The following is a 20,877-nucleotide window of genomic DNA, read 5'->3' on the forward strand; positions in this document are numbered from 1 at the left end:
AATGATGGGAAAATTAAAAAACAGTCAAAGATTTGAGATTACGATCTTGCTGATATTGATGACATTGTTTTGTTTCAGTCTTTCAATTTTCAGATATTATTTGAGTGATACAAAAGTATTTTTCTTTCTGAACTGGAATTTATTTTTGGCTTGGATTCCTTTTATCATAAGCAGTTTTTTATTGATATTTAATATTAAAAGTAAAATTGCACTGGCTTTTGCAATCGTAGTTTGGATATTATTTTTTCCGAATTCACCCTATATTCTGACCGATCTTTTTCATCTGAAAACCAGAAATTCTGTGCCCATTTGGTATGATCTTATCGTTATTCTTTCATACGCTTGGGCAGGATTAATTTGCGGTTTTATAAGTTTATTGGATATTGAGAAAATGTTTTCATCTTATTTTAAAATATCAACGATTAGCATAATTGCTGTTTTATTTCTTTTTGTAAGCAGTTTTGGAGTTTATCTTGGTCGATTTTTAAGATGGAACAGTTGGGATGTTCTGAACAACCCGTTTGGATTATTTAATGATATCGCGGTGAGATTTATTTATCCGTTGGACTATACAAAAACGTGGGGAGTTACTGTATTGATGGGAAGCATGCTCAATTTTATGTACTTTATGTTGAGATCTGTCAGAAAAGAGAGTTTTATTCCTGAAAAAATAGAAAACTAAGCTTTTTTTAAGGTTTTAATATACTTTATGGAACAATTTTGGCTTCTGAATAGGTTCATGAGTTATTAAAACTCCAAAGTATCATTTAAAAATAACTATTATGAAAAAATCCTTATTGTTGATCCCATTGATTATTATTTCTTGTAAAAAAGAAGCAAACGTAACTGAAACTCCGAATAAAGATTCAATGGTAGTCACAGAAATGCAGGATTCTCCAGCTAAAGTAGATTCGGCGGCAATAAGAAAGAAAGATTCAATCATTAATAATTCTCCTGTAACGAAAGAAGTTTTGAAAACAGGGGTAATGAGAAATATGAAGGAAGGACAGATCATCAGAACAGCCGATGCTTCTCAACTTCCGTTTACGCTTGGAGAAGAGTTTACAAAAGATAATCAGGAATTGGTTTTGAAAATTACAAACTACGAAAAACCTGATATCAAGGCTACGATTACGACCAAAGAGAAAGATTTTAATATCAGATTCAATCAAATAAAAACACCTGACGGAAAATACGACGGACCTTTCGGAAGAGAGATTACGCATGAAGTTTCCGGGAAAGGTGAGGTTTGGTTAATTATTGGAAAAAGCAATATGGCTTCCGGTAATTCAAAAGGTAGTTTTAAGGTAAGTGTAGAATAATTTTGGTACAGTTTGTGTAAGTCATTCTATCTATAAAAGAATTACTATTATGAAAAATATGATTTTAACAGCAATGGTAGCCTCTGCAGCTCTTGTGAGTTGTGGAACGGTACAGTCGCTTGTCCAGAATACATTTCCTTATACAGCCAATGTTTTAGTTTCTACAGGAGTTCCTGCTGATAAAGAAGTTTCTTCTACAGCTACGGCAACGAACGTTCAGACTTGGTTTGGAGGAAATAACAATGCTCAGATCAAAGATGTAAGAATTTCAGATGCTAAAATTTCTGTAGTTTCTCCATCAGGTGGTAATCTGAGCGCTCTTAAATCTATCAAAGTATACATTTCTTCAAGTGGAACTAAAGAAAGATTGGTAGCTTCACGTTCAAGTATTTCTACAGAAGGATCAAGCTTAAATTTAGATCTTAATGATTCAGGATTTTTGGATGAGGTAGTAAAAAGTTCAGGCGTTACTGTAAGAACGGTTTATGAATTGAAAAATCAGACAAGTTCGGATATGAACTTAAAAATTGCACTTAATTTCAGCAGTGTACCTGCGAAATAGTTTTTATAAAAGGTTATTATTAAAAAACGTCTCTCAAAATCTTGAGAGACGTTTTTAATTTTATGATAATCCTCAATTTGATGTAATTGAATAAATCTTAGCAGACTTTGCGTTAAAAATTATTATTAAATGAAATTCAAATTATTGCTTAATAAATTTCTCAACAACTCTTCTTTGACCGTCTGTCGCATTAATTATATAAGTTCCTTTTGATAAGTGAGAAATATTCAGTTTTTCATCAGATGAAGTTGAACTTTTTAAGATAGATTGTCCAGCCATATTAATGATCTCAAAATTGATATTTTTTTCCGGGCTTCTCACTGAAATTGAGTTGGTTGCCGGATTAGGATAAATTTCAATTTTTAATGGAGTTACATTTGTACTTCTTGCAGAAAGTACAAGACTGCTTTCCAATTGCTCGATAGCTGCTTTGATGTTAGGAAAAGGACCAATTTTTGTGGTTAAAACTCCACCTTGAGGAATTCCTGTTGTCACCAAAAGATTTTTCATCGCTGCCGGAGTTAAAAACTGCCCGGTAGCCTGACGATAATAAGACTGGATCAAAATCGCTGCTGAAGATACAATTGGTGTTGCAGAACTTGTCCCACTAAAAAGGGTATATTTTCTGTTGGTATCTCCATCATAAGTCGCCCAACCGCCATAACCAGCGGCTAAAACATTTTGCCCCCAACCTTGTACATCTACTCTGTTTCCATATGTGCTGAAACTTAATTTTGAGTGAGCAGTTGTATTGGTTCCTGCTCCAACAATGATAGCACCGCTGTTTCCTCTTCCGTTATAAGCTGAATAGAAAGCGGAATCAAGATTTTCGTTACCATTTCCTGCGGCTGCGATAACGATGATCCCAGAATCTGTGGCTGCTTTTGTTAAGTCCCAGATAAGATTGTCATATTCTGCAGGAACATAATTGGAGTTTTGACCTCCGGTTTGCATTTCGTACAAAACAATATCTCCGGCCTGAGAAGCGTTAATAGCTCTTGTTACGGCTGCAACTCTGTTATACGACGCGGTTGTCCATTCCAGGAAACCTTTCATTTCAGTAGCATTGTAAGCACTTCCTGAAAGTCCGATATTATCTTTTGCTGAACCTAAAATACTCATCACGGCAGTTCCATGATCAAGCCAGCTGTAATAAGTGCTTGTTGGAGTCGTTAGTGATGAATTTGGAGAAACTCCGGATTCTAATTGGACGGTATTTCTGTCAACCAACATTTCATGAGTCTTGTGAAAACCATATTCTACATCACGAACTCTCACATTTTGACCTGTAATTCCTCTTGACCATGCATAATTTACATTAATTCCGGGATTTTCAAATAAATAAGTTTGAGAAGCCTCCAAATTAGGTGTAATAACAAAAGTAGCCGTTGCAGGTGGTTCAATAGGTTCATTACTTAATATTGAAGCATATTCTATCTCAGAAAATTTTTCAAAACTTTCGGCTAATTTTAAAATATCTTCATTGTTTTTTACTGAAGTTTCAATTTTGAAAATACGTCTTAGTTTTTCAATTGATTCTCCTGAGTTTTTATTTTGTTTACTGCTTTCGATCATTTCGTTCAGCTTTCTGTCGCTGAAACCGAGGTCGTTCACAAATGAAATTCCGTTTGCTCTTACAAATTCTTTGAATGCTGGATTTTTGCTTAAAGTATAATTAATAATATCAACAGCATTGGCATTTTTAGAAAAAGCAACATAAAGGCTGTGTGAATTTGAGTTTTTCTGTAATTGAAATTCTCCCTTTCTGTTCTGTCCAAAAGATAGGATGAAACAGAAAATCATTAAAATAAAGATTCTTGTTTTCATAGGCGTTTTTCAGTTTTAAGTTTTTTTAATTCTATAATTAGAGAATAAATATAGTGATTTTAAGTTTATTACAAAAAAAAACGTCTCTCAAGTTTTTTGAAAGACGTTTTTAGCTAAAATCAATTTTTATTTAAAATCTACCAATTCTACATCGAAGATTAATGTTGCTCCTGGAGGAATTACTCCGCCAGCTCCGCTGTCTCCATATGCTAAATCGGAAGGAATATAAAATCTATATTTAGCACCTTTACTCATTAATTGAATACCTTCTGTCCAACCTTTTATAACAGATGAAATGTTTAATTCAATCGGTTTTCCACCTTGTTTTTCCGTAGAATCGAAAATGGTTCCATCCATCAATTTCCCGCTATAGGATACAGTAGCCGTGCTTGAAGCAGTCGGTTTTGCTTTTCCGTCACCTGGAGCCAAAACTTCATACTGTAAACCGCTTGCTGTAGTTGTTATTTTCTTGTTTAGTTTGTTTTTCGCAAGAAATTCTGCTCCTTTCTTTTTATTTTCTTCAGCTTTTAATTTGTCCTGAGCCTGTCTTTTCTCATTTTGTTTCTGCATGAAACCTTGTAAGAAAGTGCCCATTTCTTCTTTTGGTAATAATCTTGGTTTATCCGAAAGCTCATCTTTTATTGCCTGAGCCAAAAGATCCGGATCTATAGCAAGTCCTTGCTTTTTAAGATTTTGAGCAATATCAAGACCTATGTAGTAAGACGCTTTTTGATCGTCAGTATAAGATTTTTGAGCATAAGAAAAATTGATTCCTGCAAGAAGAACTAAAGTAACTAAGGTTTTTTTCATTTTTTGTATAAATTATTATCTGTTGTAAATTTAAGCTTTTGTAATGGAATCCATCACAATTGTGACAGGTCCGTCGTTGATTAGAGATACTTTCATATCAGCTCCAAAGATTCCGCTTTCTGTTTTCAGCCCTGATTTAGAAATTTCTTCTTTAAAATAATCAAAAAGAGGAATAGCTTTATCCGGTTTTGCTGCTTTGATGAAAGACGGACGATTTCCTTTTTTGTAATCAGCAATTAACGTAAACTGACTGATGCAAAGAATCTCTCCGGAAATATCTTGTACAGAAAGATTGAGTTTGTCATCTTCATCACCGAAAATTCTAAGGTTTAAAATTTTCTGAACCAGCCAATCAGCGTCATTTTTTTCGTCATTTTCATCAATACCTACCAAAAGCATTAATCCTTTTCCGATTTCTCCTACAATTTTTCCGTCAACTTTTACATTCGATTCAGAAACTCTTTGAATAACAACTTTCATCCTAAAAGTATATATTTAAAACATTACTGTTTGAATCATAGTTAGATAGATAGGTTTTTGGTGGAATGTTGGCAACTGCAGTTGGCTGTCCGGTCAGTAAGATCCATTTTGCATTGTCTTTCGGGCAAACCACACTGATGTCATCCTTTACCTCAAGCGTTGTGTTGTTATCCGGACAAATATGAGGTGCATTTCTGTCATAGATTTTAAATGTCGTGCTGGAAGCTCTTACAACGATTAACCCTCTGGTACCCGAACTTTGCTCGTCAATGTATTTCCAGCCTCCAACTTGATTCAGAGAATAGTAAGCAGGAAGATTAAGGTTTAATATTACGTTGATGGGAGCGTTCGGAAAACAACTGACAGTGTCTTCCCTGCTACCGCATGAATTTATACTTAAATTACTGATTATCAATAATATGAAAATAGATAAGATTGAGAAACTTTTTTTCATTTCAATTTAAATTTTTATATATTTGTAAAACTTAAACGATTATTACAACAAAACATTGTCCGGCAAATGTCGGATTATTTTTTTATACTAAAACTAAATTTTGAAAATTATGGCAAGCTATGTAACAAAGGAGGGTTTAGAGAAAATGAAAGCTGAGCTGGAACAGTTAGAAACTGTAGAGAGACCAAAAATTACTCAGCAGATTGCAGAAGCCAGAGACAAAGGTGATTTGTCGGAAAATGCGGAATATGATGCTGCTAAAGAAGCACAAGGTATGTTGGAAATGAGAATTTCTAAACTTAAAGACGTTGTTTCTTCTTCAAAAATTATAGATGAAAGCCTATTAGATACTTCAAAAGTTTCAATTTTAACAACAGTGAGACTTAAAAATAATGCTACAAATATGGAGCAGACTTTTAAATTGGTGCCAGATAACGAAAGCGACTTAAAAACCGGAAAGATCTCAGTAAATACTCCGATCGCTAAAGGCTTGCTAGGTAAAGTTATCGGGGATACTGCTGAGATTGTTTTGCCAAACGGAAACAAATTGTCTTTCGAAGTTTTGGAAATTACTTTATAAACTAATATCTAAATTCTAACATCTAATTTCTAAGAAGAATGAGTACAATATTCACAAAAATCATTAATGGCGACATTCCATCATATAAAATTGCAGAGAATGAAGACTTTGTAGCTTTCTTGGATGCAATGCCACTGGTGAAAGGACATACTTTGGTAGTTCCTAAAAAAGAAGTTGACCTTATTTTTGATCTGGACAGCGAAGAGTATAAAAATCTTTGGGGTTTTGCTCAGGAAGTTGCCAAGAAAGTAAAGAACGCGATTCCTTGTGTGAGAGTAGGAGTGGCAGTTGTAGGATTAGAAGTTCCTCATGCACATATTCATTTGATTCCTTTAAATAAAGTAGAGGATATGAATTTTAAAAATGAGAGATTAAAATTAACAAACGAAGAATATACCGAGATTCAAAACTCAATTATTAATTCTTAAAAAATAAGGAGATCGTAAAGAAGAAATTTTTTACGATTTTCTTTAACATATATATAATAGTATAAGATGAATTCAAACCAGTGTTCTTTCTGCGGCAGAAAAAGAAGTGAAGTTCAAATGCTTATTTCTGGTCAGAACGGTTTTATTTGCGAAAATTGTATAGAACAGGCTCATTTAATTGTAAAGGATGGTGTTTCTAAAACAGAACAGTCTCCTGCAGAAAATATCGACGAGCTGAAAAAGCCTAAAGAAATCAAAGAATTTCTTAATCAATATGTAATAGGGCAAGATCAGGCAAAAAAACAACTGTCTATTGCAGTTTACAATCATTATAAAAGATTACTACACGCTCAGAACGAAAACAGAGAAGTAGAGTTGGAGAAATCAAATATCATCATGATCGGTGAGACGGGTACAGGGAAAACTTTGTTGGCTAAAACAATTGCCAGAGAGCTGAATGTTCCGTTTTGTATTGTTGATGCAACGATTTTAACAGAAGCGGGTTATGTTGGAGAAGATGTAGAAAGTATTTTATCAAGACTTTTGATGGTTGCTGATTATGATGTAGAAAAAGCAGAAAAAGGAATCGTATTTATTGATGAAATTGATAAGATTGCAAGAAAATCTGATAACCCTAGTCTTACAAGAGACGTTTCGGGGGAAGGTGTACAGCAAGGTTTATTAAAATTATTGGAAGGTAGTATTGTGAATGTTCCGCCTCAGGGGGGAAGAAAGCATCCTGACCAAAAATATATTCAGGTAAATACCCAAAATATTTTATTTATTGCCGGTGGAGCTTTTGACGGGATCAAGGAGATCATCGAAAGAAGAATGAATAAGCAGGCAATAGGTTTCAGCTCAGAAAAGATCAATAAAGTAGATGAAGATGATTATGTATTAACAAATATTAATGCAATCGATCTTCGTACTTTCGGATTAATTCCCGAACTTTTGGGCAGATTTCCAATCATTACTTACCTTGATAAACTCACAAAAGAAGTAATGGTTCGTATCATGAAAGAGCCGAAAAACTCAATTGTCAATCAATTTGTGGAGCTCTTTAAAATGGATGGCACAAATTTGGTATTCACCGATGGTGCAATTGAAAAAATTGTAGAAGAAACAATGGAGAAAGGTTTGGGAGCCAGAGGGCTTCGTGGAACCACTGAGAAAGTACTTGAAGACTACATGTTTTCAATAGGAGAGGAGAAAGAAATAGTATTAACTGAAGATAATATTTTTGTTAATAAATAAAATATATTTTTTTCCTTGAAAAAAAAATCTTACCTTTGCAGGTGAAGATTGTATTAACACACAAATAATTATATACAATGAGAAAAAGTTTATTTGCTATTGGTTTATTAGCAGCAGTTAGTTCTGTTCAGGCGCAGAATGTTCTATTACACGTAGATGACACTGCTACTACGTACGTAAGTAAAGGTACACTGGTTTATTCCGGTGGAGGCGTACAAATGAGAGGGAATGGATTAGTTGAAAATCACGGTAACTTTATGGTTAGCGGAACAACTACAGATTCATTTAAAACTATTACAACTGGCGGTACAGACAAGCCAGAGGGTTCCGCAACTTCTAATTTTATCAACAAACTTAATGAGCCGGATAACTACTTATTAGCTAATGCTAATGATGGAGGTGTTACAGCTCCTGTCTATACATATGGACAGTTATATATTACTGGTGTTCCACAAGGTAATATTACAGGTATTGTTGATGAAGAAATGAGACAGGCGAAACATGGGGATTATCAACAAATGGGTATTCCATTTTTCCAAAAATCTGTAGCTTCTTTAGGGACTGATGTTGGTAAAACATTCACTCCTGTAAGAGGTTCTAAAAATGATGTTTTATATTGGCATAATACTGATGTTAAAGCAGTGCATTTTGGAGATCTGAATTTATATAAATTCGGTGATGCAGCACCTTCAACAGCTTATTATATGATAGGTGGTCAAGGTCTTGACCTTGCTACAGCTCCTAAAAGCATTAAAGGTCGTCCTGTTTCTGATGATGGTACATTTGCTAATACGCCAGTTACATTGAGTAATGCAGGAGCAAACGTTACTTTCGGATCTTTTGGACAAGGACATAACAGCTATAATGAAGCATATAATACATATGTTGCAGATGAGTTCAACGGTGCTTCTGGTAAATGGCAGGGTAACTATGGAAAAAACATGTACCAATTTGCTAATCCATATCTTACTAATTTAGATTTAACTAATATTGGAATAGCGGAAGCAGGTGGTGATGGTGTAACTTTGAATAATATTTACGGTGTAAGAACTGAAGCAACTGGAGTTCAGTATACAGGAACTGGTAGTACAGCTGCTGCTTACAAAGTAGTTACATTTAATTCTGGAGTTCCAACTGGGGATGCTTCATCTTTAGTGGTGAGACCTTTCGGTGCATTTACTATTAAACTTAATGACAATGCTAATATAGGTAATACTGCCCTTAACTTTGGTAATTTAAGAAGATTTAATTATCATGGTAGAGCATCAGCTACTCCTTATACTGTTACTGCTGCTAAAAATGGTGCAACAGGAACTGTAAAGCAATTAGGAGTTATTGCTCTTGATGCTAATGGTAAAGAATTGGACAGAACATATTATGTTGTTTATCCAAATGGTACTACAGGGCATACTTCAGCTCAAAAGACTCAATATACAGCAAGTACTGCGAATCTTTTAGGTACTTTTGAAGAAGCTACAACTGGAGGTATTGATCCTAACTATAGCTCTAACTATTGGTTATATATTAACGAAGCTAATGAAAACGACTTTACAGGTAAAAACGTTAGCTTAATGAATTATAGTTCTCAAATTAAATCTTATAAATTTGAGATCAGAGAGAATGCTGAATTAGTTTCTAATGGAACTCATCAGCTTTCAACAGGTACAGGATTCTTTTACAAGGCTCCAAATGGATCTGTAATGCAGGCTAAACAAGGAGAAACAATTCCTGTTACTACAAATACTTTACCTTATGACTTATTCTATGGTGAGCCTAAAAATGTTTTAGCAACTCAAAATCCTGTTAAGTCTTCAAGAACTATGGTTGTTTATAACCCGGAAATTACTAACTATATTGTTAGATTTGATCCAAACTGGAAAAAAGCAGATATTGAAGTTTATGATATGAGTGGTAAACTGGTAATCTCTAAAAAAGCAGTAAATACTTCTACAGATTTTGTAATTGAATTAGATAACTCTATTAAAAATTCTTACGTTGTAAAAATTGTTTCAGACAAGGGAGAAACTGTTAATACCAAAATCTTAAAATAAAATATATGAAAACTATAAATAAACTAGTAGGTACTTTTTTTCTTTTTATAGCATTTATGGGAAATGCACAGAAGACAATTGTTGTAGACGATCCGACTGTACAAGGAGTTGGTCCGGGAGTTTCTTCACCGATTGACATGTATGTTTACGCATTAGGAGCTATTGCAATAATGTTTATTGCATTTTATACTAAAAGATATAAAAGTCAAAAAATATAAAATTTTATTAAAATATTTTAAACTCTCTGATTAGTCAGGGAGTTTTTTTATTTTTACATTATGAAAAAGATTTACGTACTATCGGCAGTATTATCTGCATTTGCTTTACAGGCTCAGTTTACAGTTACAGTACAAACGCCTGCTGATTTTAAAGAACAAGATGCCATTTTGTATACTTTAAATGGCTCAAAAGATATTATTGCTTCTAAAGAGCAAGTTAAAAACAATGTATGGACTTTTAAATACCCTAAAAATTATTCGGGTATGATGAAGATTTATTTTCCAACTACTAATAATTCGATTAGTTTTATTTCAGAAAATAAAAATGTAAGTATAAAATTAGAAACTCAAGATAATAAGGTTAAGAACATTGTTTATCAGGACGAGTCTAATGATGTAATGAGTAAATTACAGGAAGGGTCTCAGAAAAAGGAACTGATTTTGCCTGCCTTAGCTCAAATTAAAGAATATTATAAAGACAATACTGATTTCGGGAAGGCTTTGAAAACTGAAATTAGCAGACTTTCTGGAGGTATTAATTCTGTTGATCAGGCTCAGCATCCTTTTATATATTATTACAATACTAATTATAGCAAATTTTTATCTGCTGATAGCGCTAAAAAAGTTACTCAGGATGAAATAATTAATTTCCTAGATAAATCTAATGATCTTCTTGAGACATCATCATTGCTAAGACCAATACTTGTTGCTTATCTTAATACCGGAGGGAACACGAATGTTGGTGCTTCTGTAGACAAGCTTCTGGATACTTTAAAAGTAGAAACACCACGTGGGCAGACCGTTTTATCGGAACTGATTGATATCTTTGATGTATACGATATGAATGAGTTCAAGGATAAATATCTTGGTCTTGCTAAAGGTCTTAAGTGTACAATTAATGATAGGTTGGCTTCAACGATTAAATCAAATACAAATGTAGAAATGGGGGCTACGTTTCCCAACAATAAATTTCAGTCTCCTTTAAATACAACGGCAAAATCGTTGTATGATGTAAAAGCTGATAAGAAAGTTATTGTTTTCTGGTCGTCTACTTGTTCACACTGTGAAAGCGAACTTCCAAAATTGTTGGAAAAATACAATGATTTAAAAGCTAAAAATATTCAGATTGTAGGACTTTCTCTGGACACGGATAAAGATTCATACAGCAAAAAAATAAGTGTATTTCCCTGGATCAATGATTCTGAATTAAAGGGATGGAACAGTAGTTATGTAGATACTTACAATGTTCATGCAACTCCGACGTATTTTATTTTAGATGCTAACAATAAGATAATCAGTAAACCAGATCACGTAGGTGATGTTTTGGAATATTTTAAGATAAAATAATTTTGGTGGTAAGTAAATATTTTCTATATTTGCACCACCAAAACGGCGAGGTAGCTCAGTTGGTTAGAGCGCAGGATTCATAACCCTGAGGTCACGGGTTCAATTCCCGTCTTCGCTACAATAGCGAGAAAAACCGCAACATTAAGTTGCGGTTTTTTGCTTTTCTATATTTGAAGAATATCAACTCTGATATCCCAATAATTTTCTAATTTGGTAGAAGAACCTCTCAATAAGTCTTAGATCTTGGGTTACAATTTCGGCACTTCCTCTCAGTTCTTTATCAAAAACTAAGGTTTTATTATAACTTGTTTTTAAACCCTTTGGAAGAACAACGTCTACATAATAATTTCCTTTGTCATCTGAAGAAAGGGAAATATTTTGCACTCTGCCCTCAACAATACCATACTCCTGGAAGCGATAATTGTCAAGTTTAATTAAAACTTTTTCTCCCGGAGTTATCTTTCCTGAGTTTACTGCCGGTACAGACATTCTGCCTACTAATTTATCCTTGTTTTTAGGAAGAATAGATAAAATCGCATCTCCGGTTTTTACGAACTGATTTTCGCCAAAAAACTGCTGAAAACTGGCGACACCATCCGTGGATGAAATAACCAGATAATTTTGTTCCCATTGCTTCAGAGACTTTCGTAATTGCTCAAATAATTGTAATGTTTGTGAAGAATAAGTAATCTTATCTTTTTCGGTATTAATAACAGTACCACTTTTTGTTCTGTTGAGATTAGAAATACTTTCTTCCATTTGTGATAATGAAATGTTTATATTTTCTAAATTCTGTTGAGCCTGCAGATACTTTATTTTTTCATTTTCAAGCTCCATTGCTGCAATTACGCCTTGGTTGAATAATTCCTGAGAACGTTGATAGCTTTTCTTTGTGATTTCATACTTTGCCTGCTCCAGGCTTTTCTGCTGTTTCATTGTTAAGATTCTCATTCTATATTCGGAAAGACTTTGATTGGCAGCTAAACTTTCAGGGGCGTAAGGCTGTAATCTTGTAAAAAGTTCCTCATCCTGAAAAGCTTTAGCAAAATTATTATAATCACCTTGTAACTCGCCCAGTTTAAAATGAGAACTCTGCTGGACAGGGAATGAACGTAACTGATTGGGAGAAATAGAATCAACAAGCTTTTTAAGCTCTAAAATATCTTTATAATTAGCTGCGGACTGCATGACCATTAAGACCTGATTCTTTTTAACTTCCTGATGGTTTTTAATGAATATTTTTTCGATTTTGGAATTTATTCTGGCCTCCAGTTTTTCCGGAGGGTTTTGTGAAGTAACAACAATAGGTGCTGGTATAAATTCCGGATATTTTATTATATAGCTCATTCCTAAAATAAGCAGAAGGATAATAAAAATAATGGTGTTGCCCCAACGGATCATCCAGTGGGGTGGTTGTGTAAGAATGTCCTGAACACTTTCAGAACGTAATTCTATATTGTCTAAAATATCTTTGTTAGTTTCCAAGTTCTAGTTGATTTTTTACCAATCTGTAATATTCGCCTCTTAATGCCACTAATTCTGCATGACTTCCTTCTTCCACGACATTTCCTTTATCTAAAACGATAATTTTATCTGCATGTTTTACGGTTGAAAGTCTGTGAGCAATAACAATGGCTGTTTTTCCTTTAAAGAATTGTTCCAGATTTTCCATAATTATTTTTTCATTGTTGGCATCTAAAGCAGACGTAGCCTCATCAAAGAAAATATATTCCGGAGATTTATAAACTGCTCTTGCAATGAAAAGCCTTTGTTTCTGGCCTCCGCTTACTCCTAAACCTTCATTTCCGATCTTGGTATTGTAGCTTAATGGTAAACCTTCGATAAAGTCTTTAATGTTGGCAATTTCTACGGCTTTTCTTAATTTTTGTTTATCAATGTAATCTTCACCGACTCCAATATTGTTGGCGATGGTATCGTTGAAAACATATCCTTCCTGCATTACGACACCACATTGATCTCTCCAAAATCTTGGAGAAACATTCTTTAGTTTTGTGTTTCCGATTTTAATATCACCCTCAGTTGGTTCATAAAACTTCATTAATAGTTTTAAAAGGGTAGTTTTTCCACTTCCGCTGGCTCCAACAATCGCTGTTGTTTTTTGATAAGGAATCGTTAAGTTTAAACCTTCAAAAACAAATGCATCAGAACCAATATATCGGAAAGACATATCCTTAATTTCTATATCTTTTTGAGGAATTTCGGCAACGTATTGTTCTTCTTTATTTTCCTCATCATCTTTATCATGGATTTCGCCTAACCTCTCAAGGGAAATTTTGGCATCCTGAAATTGTTTAATAAAATCAATCAACTGTAAAAGCGGACTGTTTAGCTGTCCAATGATATACTGAACGGAAAGCATCATTCCCAACGTAAGATTTCCCTCTAAAACCAATTTAGCAGAAAGGAAGCTTACCAGAATATCTTTCATTTGATTAATGAAGTTTCCTCCGACGGACTGCCATTGTTCTAATGATAAAGATTTAATTCTTATTTTAAATAATTTCACTTGCAAGAATTCCCAATCCCAGCGTTTTTGCTTTTCTGCGTTATGCATTTTGATTTCCTGCATTCCGTTGATAAGCTCGATCACTTTACTTTGTTCCTGAGAAACCTGCGAGAATCTTTTATAATCAAGTTCTTTTCTTTTATTAAGGAAAAAAGTAATCCATCCGATATACAAGACTGCGCCCACCAGATAAACGACAAACAGTCTGTAATCATAAAACAAGAGAACAATACTGAAAATAACAAGATTCACCAATGAAAATAGAGTGTTCAGAGATGAACTTGTCAAAAGTTGTTCTATTCTGTGGTGATCGTTGATACGCTGCATAATATCTCCAGTCATTCTTGTATCAAAGAAACTTATGGGAAGCTTCATTAATTTGATAAAGAAATCCGAAATAATTGAAATATTGATTCTCGCAGAAAGGTGGAGTAGAATCCAGCTTCGGATCATTTCGATACCCATTCTGCCTAAAAAAAGCATGACTTGGGCTAATAAGACAACGTAGATGAAATTTAAATCCTGATTTTGGATTCCTACATCGACGATACTTTGGGTAAGAAAGGGGAAAATTAATGATAATAAACTCCCCGCTAAAAGTCCGACCGCTAGTTGAGCGACCAATGATTTATATTTTAATAAATATTTTGAAAGAAAAGTAAAACTTGCCTTGCTTTCCTGATCATCAAATTCGGTTTGAAAAAACGCAGGTGTAGTCTCCAAAATAAGAACTATCCCTTCTTCTGTTTTTTCAGTGGCATTTTCGCCGATCCATAGTTTGATGAATTCATCTCGGGAATAGGTGATCAGTCCATAACTTGGATCTGAAATATATACTTTGTTATTTTTATCAATTTTATATACTACAACAAAATGATTTTTGTTCCAATGAACGATGCATGGGAAAGGAACTTCTTCTGCAAGGGTCTCAAAATCAATTTGAACGCCTAATGAGCGAAAACCTAGGTCTTCCGCTGCATCGCTAAGACCTAATAAGCTGCTTCCTTCTCTTGTAGTTTCAGAGAGGTTACGAATTTGCTGTAAGGAAATGCTTTTTCCATAATGTTTGCTTACGATACGAAGACATGTGGGACCGCAATCCTTGGAATCTGGTTGACGGTAGAAAGGAAAAGTTTTCAACTTCAATGATCTATCTATTTGTTTAAAATAAGTTGCCGCCATTTTTTGACGGCAACCCTTCTCTTATGTTTAAAAGTATATTAACTTTTAGTAATTCTTAATAGCAATATTTATTGCAATAACGGATACAGAAATTAAAATCTGGATCTGAAAAAGTAGCTTCACAAGCTGCTAACGTAGAAAAGCATGCAGTAGATGCTGCCTGTCCTCTTGCACATTCTTCTGTGATTCCTCCCTTTACTGTTTTAAGATTTTCTCTTGATAGTTTTCTCAGGTTTTTCATAGCTTAGAAAATTTGTGATTAGTGGTATCGAAAATAGGATATTAATCTTTAAGTATCAAAAAATAATACCATATTTTGATATTTTGTTTGTGATCAGTGTTTTAGATTAGTCTATTGGATAGTAAGTACACAGATAGGTAGACGGGCTTGCTCCTGCAATCGTACGGCATGCACCATTTGCGCAGCACCACCCTGGTCCGCAATCTCCATCTACAGGACACATTCTAAGACCTCCTTTAATCGTTTTTAAATTTTCTCTTGAGATTTTTGTAAGATTTTTCATAGTATAAATTATTTTAAAATGATTTGTTGATTTTGGATTGATTTATTCGATTGAAATTCCACAAGACGTGCCAAAAGGGATACATTTTCTGGTTATATTACACCAATAATACCCTGCAAGACACTCCGGAATAGATCCTTGAATAGACTTCATGTCTTTCTTCGAAAGTTTTCTTAAATTTTTCATAGTAATAGTTTTTAGTGTTCCTACTCTTTTTAAGCTTTTCGGATACCGCTTTTTAATTTGTCCTAAGTTAGTGAATTTTTATAATTGATAAATATTTTTCTTTAAAACTCCTCGTCTTCTATTAAATCAGTAATGAAATACCAAATATCTTCACGATCATATTTTTCCGGAAACTGATGTCCATTGATGATAAATACGGGTGTAAAGTTTAATCCGGCATTACTGTTATCATTTGACATTTGAATCAGAGGATCCAGATTTTCCTGATTTGAGCTTGTTCCGGCAATTTCTCTTATTTTGTCTTCGTTTTTATTTTCAAACCAAGTATCTACAGCATTTAAAAAATCTTTTTCGGGTCTGTTATTATAAATATGAGTGAAATCTGAAATCAGGTTAGTAAATTTTTCATTCGCTCTTTCCGGAGTATAGTTAAATCTTATCTGCGCCGAAATATCATTAGGATATTTTTCTAATAACTGCTCTGTTATTTTGTGAGCATCTTTACAAAATCCACAATACGGATTTGAAACGATTGAAATATGAAGTTTGGCATTTTTATTTCCTAAAGAAAAGGTTTCATTATCAGAAAATTGAATTTTTTCATTGTCGGTAAGTTCTCTTTTGAAGAGATCATAATTTCTTTTGAACCTTAAATTCTTTGCATTAGATTTTTGTAATGTTTCTTTTTGTTCAAGTACATTATTTAAAAAGAGTATAAGAGAAAAAGATGATAACCACAGAATAATACTTAATAAAAGTATTTTGGAATCAAAAAAGAGATTCTCAAAAAAGAAAAAACTGATGGCTATCTGAGCAACAAGAATCGAAATGATGATAAGGCATACACGACAGAAAGTTTTCTCAACAAAAGCCTGTACGTAAACCGAATAACCAATTGCTACCAACGATGCCAACGTAAATCCTTTAATTACAAATGCCGAACTCGGTAAAAATAGACCTAAAACAGAAATTCCAATAAAATAAATTAGAGAAAAATCTGAAAATTTCAATCCAAGAATACTCGTTTTGTCTTGGTTAATAATCTTATTACATGAATTGACGTTTTGAGAGGCTGAAGCTCCGGCACCACAGATACTTCCAATTACCGCAGAAATATTTCCAAATTTTTGATTGAAAATTTCAAGAGAAATATACACGCCAATGATTGATAAAAGGTTGAATGCAACGTTATACCAAGCATGATTTAATAAAGAATAGATAAGTATAATTCCTAAAATAGAATATACAAAAGGAGTGAAATTAGTAACGGATTTAGTTTCTGTTTTTTCATCTTTTTCAAAAAGCAGTACGAAGTCGGTCGAGTTTTTGTGAAGTTCTTCTTTATTTAAAGTTTTTGCTTTATCTGAATAAACAGAGTATTGTGCTCCTGCTTTTTTAACTAGTGAAAAGGAATTTTCAACAATAGCAATAAATTCTTCAGGTAGCTCGTCCCAATATTCTTTGTCTAATTCATAAGCGTCATTTCGTACACCCATAAAATTCAGTGTATCGCTAAAAGCCAGTGCTGACGGGTAGTTCGGATGAGAGTTGAATTGGAAAACAAATTCCTGTTTGTCAAGTTTAAGATAGTTGATGAGTTTATCAAAGGTCATGTTAATATTTTTAACTAAAATACGCAGATGTTTTAAAAAAACAAATGTTTTTCTTGAAATGGTGAGTTATATTTAGTTTTTAGGATATTTTATGGCTTCAGATAATTCGATTGGATTGTTGTATTTTTTCAAACGAGATTGGATTGCTTTTGTCATTTCTCTAAAATCAGGTTTTACCTCTTTTCCTTTTTCATCTATAAATTTTGTTTTTGCATTTTTTGATTTCATTTCTCTTAGAGGGTCACTGTAATAATTTAAATATACTTTTTGTAACTGCTTTTGCGGAATATTAAGCGCTCCTTTATACATATTCTCAAAATCTAAAGCATCAGATCTTTTCTTTATTGATTGAAGGCTAAATTTGTAAGAACCGGTTGAATCTTCCATATAAACTATTAATCCAGGCAAATTTCGAAATATATACGGCCCTGCTTGAATTGGCAAATCTTGAGTATACCATGCCTCCCAAGTTCTTCCTTTATATTTTAAAGTTGCTTTTCTACATAAGTATGTGCTTATTTTTTTTGTGTCGGGTTTTAGTTCCCAATTTAGCTTTACATTTTCTTTTACTTTATATACATCTTTAATAAAAAAATAATATTTAAAACTTAGATCTTCTTTATCATTAATAACTAAAAAACTATTATCTCCCATAGCAGAATTTTTAGATCCCGTACTTTTAAGTGAGTCTACTTTATATTGGGTTTCAGTCAAAAATTTAGATTTAACTCCCTGAACCAAAAGTATCATATTTTTATTGGTCATCTCGGAACTTAACGAATCTTCTTTATAAGTAAGTTGATAATCAAGTCGAAAATTTTGAGCATAAAAATTACAAGACAAAATGATTAGTACTAAACTTTTTAAAATTTTATAATTCATAATAAATATTTTTCATTTAATTTTTTGATCTTTTAATTAAATTCTGCGGTGTAGGGATTATAATTACAATCAACTGTATATCCGGTTTTACCTTTCTCTGGAAGATAGGTCGTTGTGCAGCAATACCTAAATTCACAAACATTACATGGGGTAATATCATCTTTTTTAATATTCCATAATTTCGATAATTTTTTCACAGTATTTGTTTTTATTTCTTTAAAATCTTCCAAAATATTTCCATAACTGTTTTTAGCTGAAAAAGTATGTTTTATATTTCCATTTTCGTCAATAAATATTGTTTTGTATAATGCTAGGTTATAATTATTAGCAATATTATATGCATTTATACTTATAGCAATATCGTAAATTCTAAATTGTGTTAAAAACAAATTAGTGCCGTCCTTGGTTATATAATCTGTAATCACTTCATTATTTTGTTGAACTCTTTTTTTGGGAGAATTAAATATAACAATAGATGTTAGTCGTTTATTTTCATAAACTTTTTTATTTATTTTTTGATATGGAATAGAGAGTGATAAATTAGATATTTGCGAATATTCCAAAGAAGATAATATTTTCAATATTTGTTCCATACAGTTATTGTTATCAATATGAATATGTAATCTTTTAACTCCTAATTGTCTAATATTTTTCACAAATAAATCAATATTACCATAAATATATTGTGATAGAATTACTGTTGTAAAAAGGACTTCGGATATATCTTCATTGATACTTAAAATAGGCAAATCGTGAAAAAATTCATTGGAAGAATAAAAAATAAATTCTTTTTTTTCTAAAAAACTCAAATATTCTTTTGCTGTTTCATGTAGTTGATATTCTTCCAAAACATCACTAACTTTTTGACCTCTAATATCTTCTACAAAATTTATTAAAGTATTTGGCACAAATTCTATATTTTCTCTTTGAATGTCATATATAGCACTTCTTTCAAAGCCTTTCACTAAAATACAACATGAAAAAAAAGAAATATATTTATTGTTATTTTTCTGTAAATAAATTAATTCCATCTTTGTATATTCTTAAACAATGTATTTCTGATTGATGAATAAATGTCGATATTTTTCTATTTCTACTATTTCTTCTTGCATTTATGTTATTTTCAATAGGAAAGACATTTGAAAATAGAATTGGAAACAATTCCTTATTATATCCTATTTCTTCTATTAAACTTTTTTTCATATATTCATGTTTTTTAGATAATTAGCTACTTCATAATGAAGATTATAATTACAAGGTAAAGAAGTCATCCTAAACTGACCAGATGGATTTACTTCTAAAAAATAATATTCGCCATCATCTGCTTTTATCATATCCAAAGAACCAGTATTCAGTCCTAATTTTTGCATCAAAGCTGATATTTTTTCATCCATACAATTGGGGAGACTATATGAAACGTATCTATTCGGATTCTCGGAGTTGATTTGTCTGTAATCTATTTTTGTTTGATCATCATTTTGAGAAAATATAGCCATACTATAATTTTTGCCGTTCAAGTGGAAAATCCTAAGCTCATATTCTTTGCTGATCTTTTCTTGAAATAAACTAGGAAAGAAATTTTCATAACTTCTGATTTTTTTTTCACTTAATTCATTGGTGAAAAAAAAGAATGCTTTCTCATCAATATCGATTACTGATCCGTCATTTATAGATTTAGTGACATATACCTGATCATAGTTTAAATTACCTGAATTGTTGCTTACATATGTTTTAGGAATTTTAATTCCAATTTCTTGTGCCGCAATTAAAACTCCTATTTTAGTCATTGATTGTAGGTTTAGATAATGGTTAAGCCATTTTTTATCTTTTAAAAATTCAAAAAAAATATCTAGTGTCGACATATATTCTGATTCCAAATAATTTAATAGTTTTATATTTTTTTCTGTTTTTATAAGTTCCTTATATTTATTAAAGAAACCAAATTTCCTGAACCAAACACATTTGACTTCTGATATATTGACTTTTCCAAAAAAAATATTTTCTACAAACAATTTAGGATATGGCTGTAATTCCACATACATTTTCGTTTTTCCTGTAAATAAATCTAAATCGTTAATTCTTATATGCTTTTCGCCAAGAAGTGACAAGTGTTCCATTACCCAGTTTGTATCATCATCATTTGGAGTAGATAAAATTAAAATCATATTATAAAAACTATTTATGTGGATTGAGTTTGTTCATTTGAAAGACCTTCATATTACGAAGTACAAAAAACAAAAAATCACCTCAAATGTATTGAGGTAACTTTTTTGTTGCATGCTAATTCTTACGATCCCAAGATGAATCATCAGCTGTACCACCATTATTCATAATCGTAATACAGTTTCCCAGTTCAGCATCTTCAAGGGTACTCGCTGATTTTAATCCTGCATAAACAGTTTTCAAATCACCTAATTTTTTACCTTTTAAGGATTCTAATGATTTCTTTGATTGCATTTCTTTTTTCATAATATTTAAAAAATGATTTTTCCTACTCTATTTAAGCTTTTCGGATTCCGCTATTATTGTGAAAGTATAAAATGTGTTTTTACCCTTAAGCAAAGATGCAAAATGGCAAATTATCAAAAAAGAAAATAGATTCTATATTTATAAATCTAGGGCTATATATT

Annotated in this window: 24 protein-coding genes and 1 tRNA gene; 10 read left to right on the forward strand and 15 right to left on the reverse strand. The window is 32.4% G+C overall.

The window, feature by feature from the left end:
* Window position 1: 1 nt before the first annotated feature.
* From EG348_RS09665 to EG348_RS09675, 3 genes are all read left to right on the forward strand, one after another.
* Window positions 2-682 (forward strand): DUF1361 domain-containing protein, encoded by a 681-nt coding sequence (locus EG348_RS09665; protein ID WP_228414855.1) that lies wholly within the window; start codon window positions 2-4, stop codon window positions 680-682.
* 100 nt (window positions 683-782) lie between these two features.
* Entirely contained in the window at window positions 783-1,322 is a 540-nt protein-coding gene (locus tag EG348_RS09670) for a hypothetical protein (protein WP_123982832.1), read from the forward strand.
* A gap of 49 nt (window positions 1,323-1,371) precedes the next feature.
* The gene (locus tag EG348_RS09675) at window positions 1,372-1,884 is read left to right on the forward strand and encodes a hypothetical protein (RefSeq protein ID WP_123982834.1); all 513 of its coding nucleotides are present in this window, start codon (window positions 1,372-1,374) and stop codon (window positions 1,882-1,884) included.
* Between the two features lie 141 nt (window positions 1,885-2,025).
* Here EG348_RS09675 and EG348_RS09680 read toward each other — a convergent pair whose 3' ends face one another.
* The 4 genes from EG348_RS09680 to EG348_RS09695 all read right to left on the reverse strand — a co-directional run bounded on the left by EG348_RS09680 (window position 2,026) and on the right by EG348_RS09695 (window position 5,455).
* Window positions 2,026-3,711 (reverse strand): S8 family peptidase, encoded by a 1,686-nt coding sequence (locus tag EG348_RS09680; RefSeq protein WP_123982836.1) that lies wholly within the window; start codon window positions 3,709-3,711, stop codon window positions 2,026-2,028.
* A gap of 126 nt (window positions 3,712-3,837) precedes the next feature.
* Window positions 3,838-4,521, reverse strand: a complete 684-nt coding sequence (locus tag EG348_RS09685; RefSeq protein WP_123982838.1) for an FKBP-type peptidyl-prolyl cis-trans isomerase — start codon at window positions 4,519-4,521, stop codon at window positions 3,838-3,840.
* A gap of 30 nt (window positions 4,522-4,551) precedes the next feature.
* The gene (dtd, locus tag EG348_RS09690; RefSeq protein WP_123982840.1) at window positions 4,552-5,001 is read right to left on the reverse strand and encodes a D-aminoacyl-tRNA deacylase; all 450 of its coding nucleotides are present in this window, start codon (window positions 4,999-5,001) and stop codon (window positions 4,552-4,554) included.
* 1 nt (window position 5,002) lies between these two features.
* A complete protein-coding gene (locus tag EG348_RS09695; RefSeq protein WP_123982842.1) occupies window positions 5,003-5,455 on the reverse strand; it encodes a hypothetical protein in 453 nt (150 codons plus the stop codon).
* Window positions 5,456-5,564: 109 nt separating this feature from the next.
* Between EG348_RS09695 and greA the strand changes: the two genes are divergently transcribed.
* The 7 genes from greA (at window position 5,565) to EG348_RS09730 (ending at window position 11,451) form a co-directional block, all read left to right on the forward strand.
* Entirely contained in the window at window positions 5,565-6,035 is a 471-nt protein-coding gene (gene greA / locus EG348_RS09700) for a transcription elongation factor GreA (protein ID WP_123982844.1), read from the forward strand.
* Between the two features lie 38 nt (window positions 6,036-6,073).
* A complete protein-coding gene (locus EG348_RS09705) occupies window positions 6,074-6,463 on the forward strand; it encodes an HIT family protein (protein WP_123982846.1) in 390 nt (129 codons plus the stop codon).
* A gap of 66 nt (window positions 6,464-6,529) precedes the next feature.
* The gene (gene clpX, locus EG348_RS09710) at window positions 6,530-7,717 is read left to right on the forward strand and encodes an ATP-dependent Clp protease ATP-binding subunit ClpX (protein ID WP_123982848.1); all 1,188 of its coding nucleotides are present in this window, start codon (window positions 6,530-6,532) and stop codon (window positions 7,715-7,717) included.
* Window positions 7,718-7,794: 77 nt separating this feature from the next.
* Entirely contained in the window at window positions 7,795-9,768 is a 1,974-nt protein-coding gene (locus EG348_RS09715) for a T9SS type A sorting domain-containing protein (RefSeq protein WP_123982850.1), read from the forward strand.
* 5 nt (window positions 9,769-9,773) lie between these two features.
* The gene (locus tag EG348_RS09720; RefSeq protein ID WP_123982852.1) at window positions 9,774-9,986 is read left to right on the forward strand and encodes a signal peptidase; all 213 of its coding nucleotides are present in this window, start codon (window positions 9,774-9,776) and stop codon (window positions 9,984-9,986) included.
* Between the two features lie 60 nt (window positions 9,987-10,046).
* Window positions 10,047-11,333 (forward strand): TlpA family protein disulfide reductase, encoded by a 1,287-nt coding sequence (locus EG348_RS09725; protein ID WP_123982854.1) that lies wholly within the window; start codon window positions 10,047-10,049, stop codon window positions 11,331-11,333.
* Between the two features lie 44 nt (window positions 11,334-11,377).
* A tRNA-Met gene (locus EG348_RS09730) sits at window positions 11,378-11,451 on the forward strand.
* Window positions 11,452-11,513: 62 nt separating this feature from the next.
* On the opposite strand, the gene EG348_RS09735 is transcribed toward EG348_RS09730, so the two are convergent.
* From EG348_RS09735 to EG348_RS21675, 11 genes are all read right to left on the reverse strand, one after another.
* Window positions 11,514-12,818, reverse strand: coding sequence for an HlyD family secretion protein (locus tag EG348_RS09735; RefSeq protein WP_123982856.1), 1,305 nt, complete (start codon window positions 12,816-12,818; stop codon window positions 11,514-11,516).
* Window positions 12,808-15,000 (reverse strand): peptidase domain-containing ABC transporter, encoded by a 2,193-nt coding sequence (locus tag EG348_RS09740; protein WP_123985048.1) that lies wholly within the window; start codon window positions 14,998-15,000, stop codon window positions 12,808-12,810. Before EG348_RS09740 ends, EG348_RS09735 begins: the two co-directional genes overlap by 11 nt.
* A 97-nt stretch (window positions 15,001-15,097) precedes the next feature.
* Window positions 15,098-15,283, reverse strand: coding sequence for a bacteriocin-like protein (locus EG348_RS09745; protein ID WP_072412841.1), 186 nt, complete (start codon window positions 15,281-15,283; stop codon window positions 15,098-15,100).
* A 106-nt stretch (window positions 15,284-15,389) separates the two neighbouring features.
* Window positions 15,390-15,566, reverse strand: a complete 177-nt coding sequence (locus tag EG348_RS21660; RefSeq protein WP_164463273.1) for a bacteriocin-like protein — start codon at window positions 15,564-15,566, stop codon at window positions 15,390-15,392.
* 42 nt (window positions 15,567-15,608) lie between these two features.
* The gene (locus EG348_RS21665; protein WP_164463274.1) at window positions 15,609-15,752 is read right to left on the reverse strand and encodes a bacteriocin-like protein; all 144 of its coding nucleotides are present in this window, start codon (window positions 15,750-15,752) and stop codon (window positions 15,609-15,611) included.
* A 101-nt stretch (window positions 15,753-15,853) separates the two neighbouring features.
* Window positions 15,854-17,365 (reverse strand): thioredoxin domain-containing protein, encoded by a 1,512-nt coding sequence (locus EG348_RS09750; protein ID WP_123982859.1) that lies wholly within the window; start codon window positions 17,363-17,365, stop codon window positions 15,854-15,856.
* 72 nt (window positions 17,366-17,437) lie between these two features.
* Window positions 17,438-18,247 carry a GLPGLI family protein gene (locus EG348_RS09755; protein WP_123982861.1) on the reverse strand — a complete coding sequence of 270 codons (810 nt, stop codon included), beginning with the start codon at window positions 18,245-18,247 and terminating at the stop codon, window positions 17,438-17,440.
* A 32-nt stretch (window positions 18,248-18,279) separates the two neighbouring features.
* Window positions 18,280-19,278 (reverse strand): hypothetical protein, encoded by a 999-nt coding sequence (locus EG348_RS09760; RefSeq protein ID WP_123982864.1) that lies wholly within the window; start codon window positions 19,276-19,278, stop codon window positions 18,280-18,282.
* The gene (locus tag EG348_RS21670) at window positions 19,250-19,450 is read right to left on the reverse strand and encodes a hypothetical protein (protein WP_164463275.1); all 201 of its coding nucleotides are present in this window, start codon (window positions 19,448-19,450) and stop codon (window positions 19,250-19,252) included. The genes EG348_RS09760 and EG348_RS21670 overlap by 29 nt, the downstream gene beginning before the upstream one ends.
* The gene (gene gwsG / locus EG348_RS09765; protein ID WP_123982866.1) at window positions 19,447-20,412 is read right to left on the reverse strand and encodes a grasp-with-spasm system ATP-grasp peptide maturase; all 966 of its coding nucleotides are present in this window, start codon (window positions 20,410-20,412) and stop codon (window positions 19,447-19,449) included. The genes EG348_RS21670 and gwsG overlap by 4 nt, the downstream gene beginning before the upstream one ends.
* Before the next feature lie 115 nt (window positions 20,413-20,527).
* Complete coding sequence (locus tag EG348_RS21675; protein WP_164463276.1) at window positions 20,528-20,704, reverse strand: hypothetical protein; 177 nt, start codon at window positions 20,702-20,704, stop codon at window positions 20,528-20,530.
* Window positions 20,705-20,877: the final 173 nt, after the last annotated feature.

The organism is Chryseobacterium sp. G0201, assembly GCF_003815655.1.
GTDB lineage: Bacteria > Bacteroidota > Bacteroidia > Flavobacteriales > Weeksellaceae > Chryseobacterium.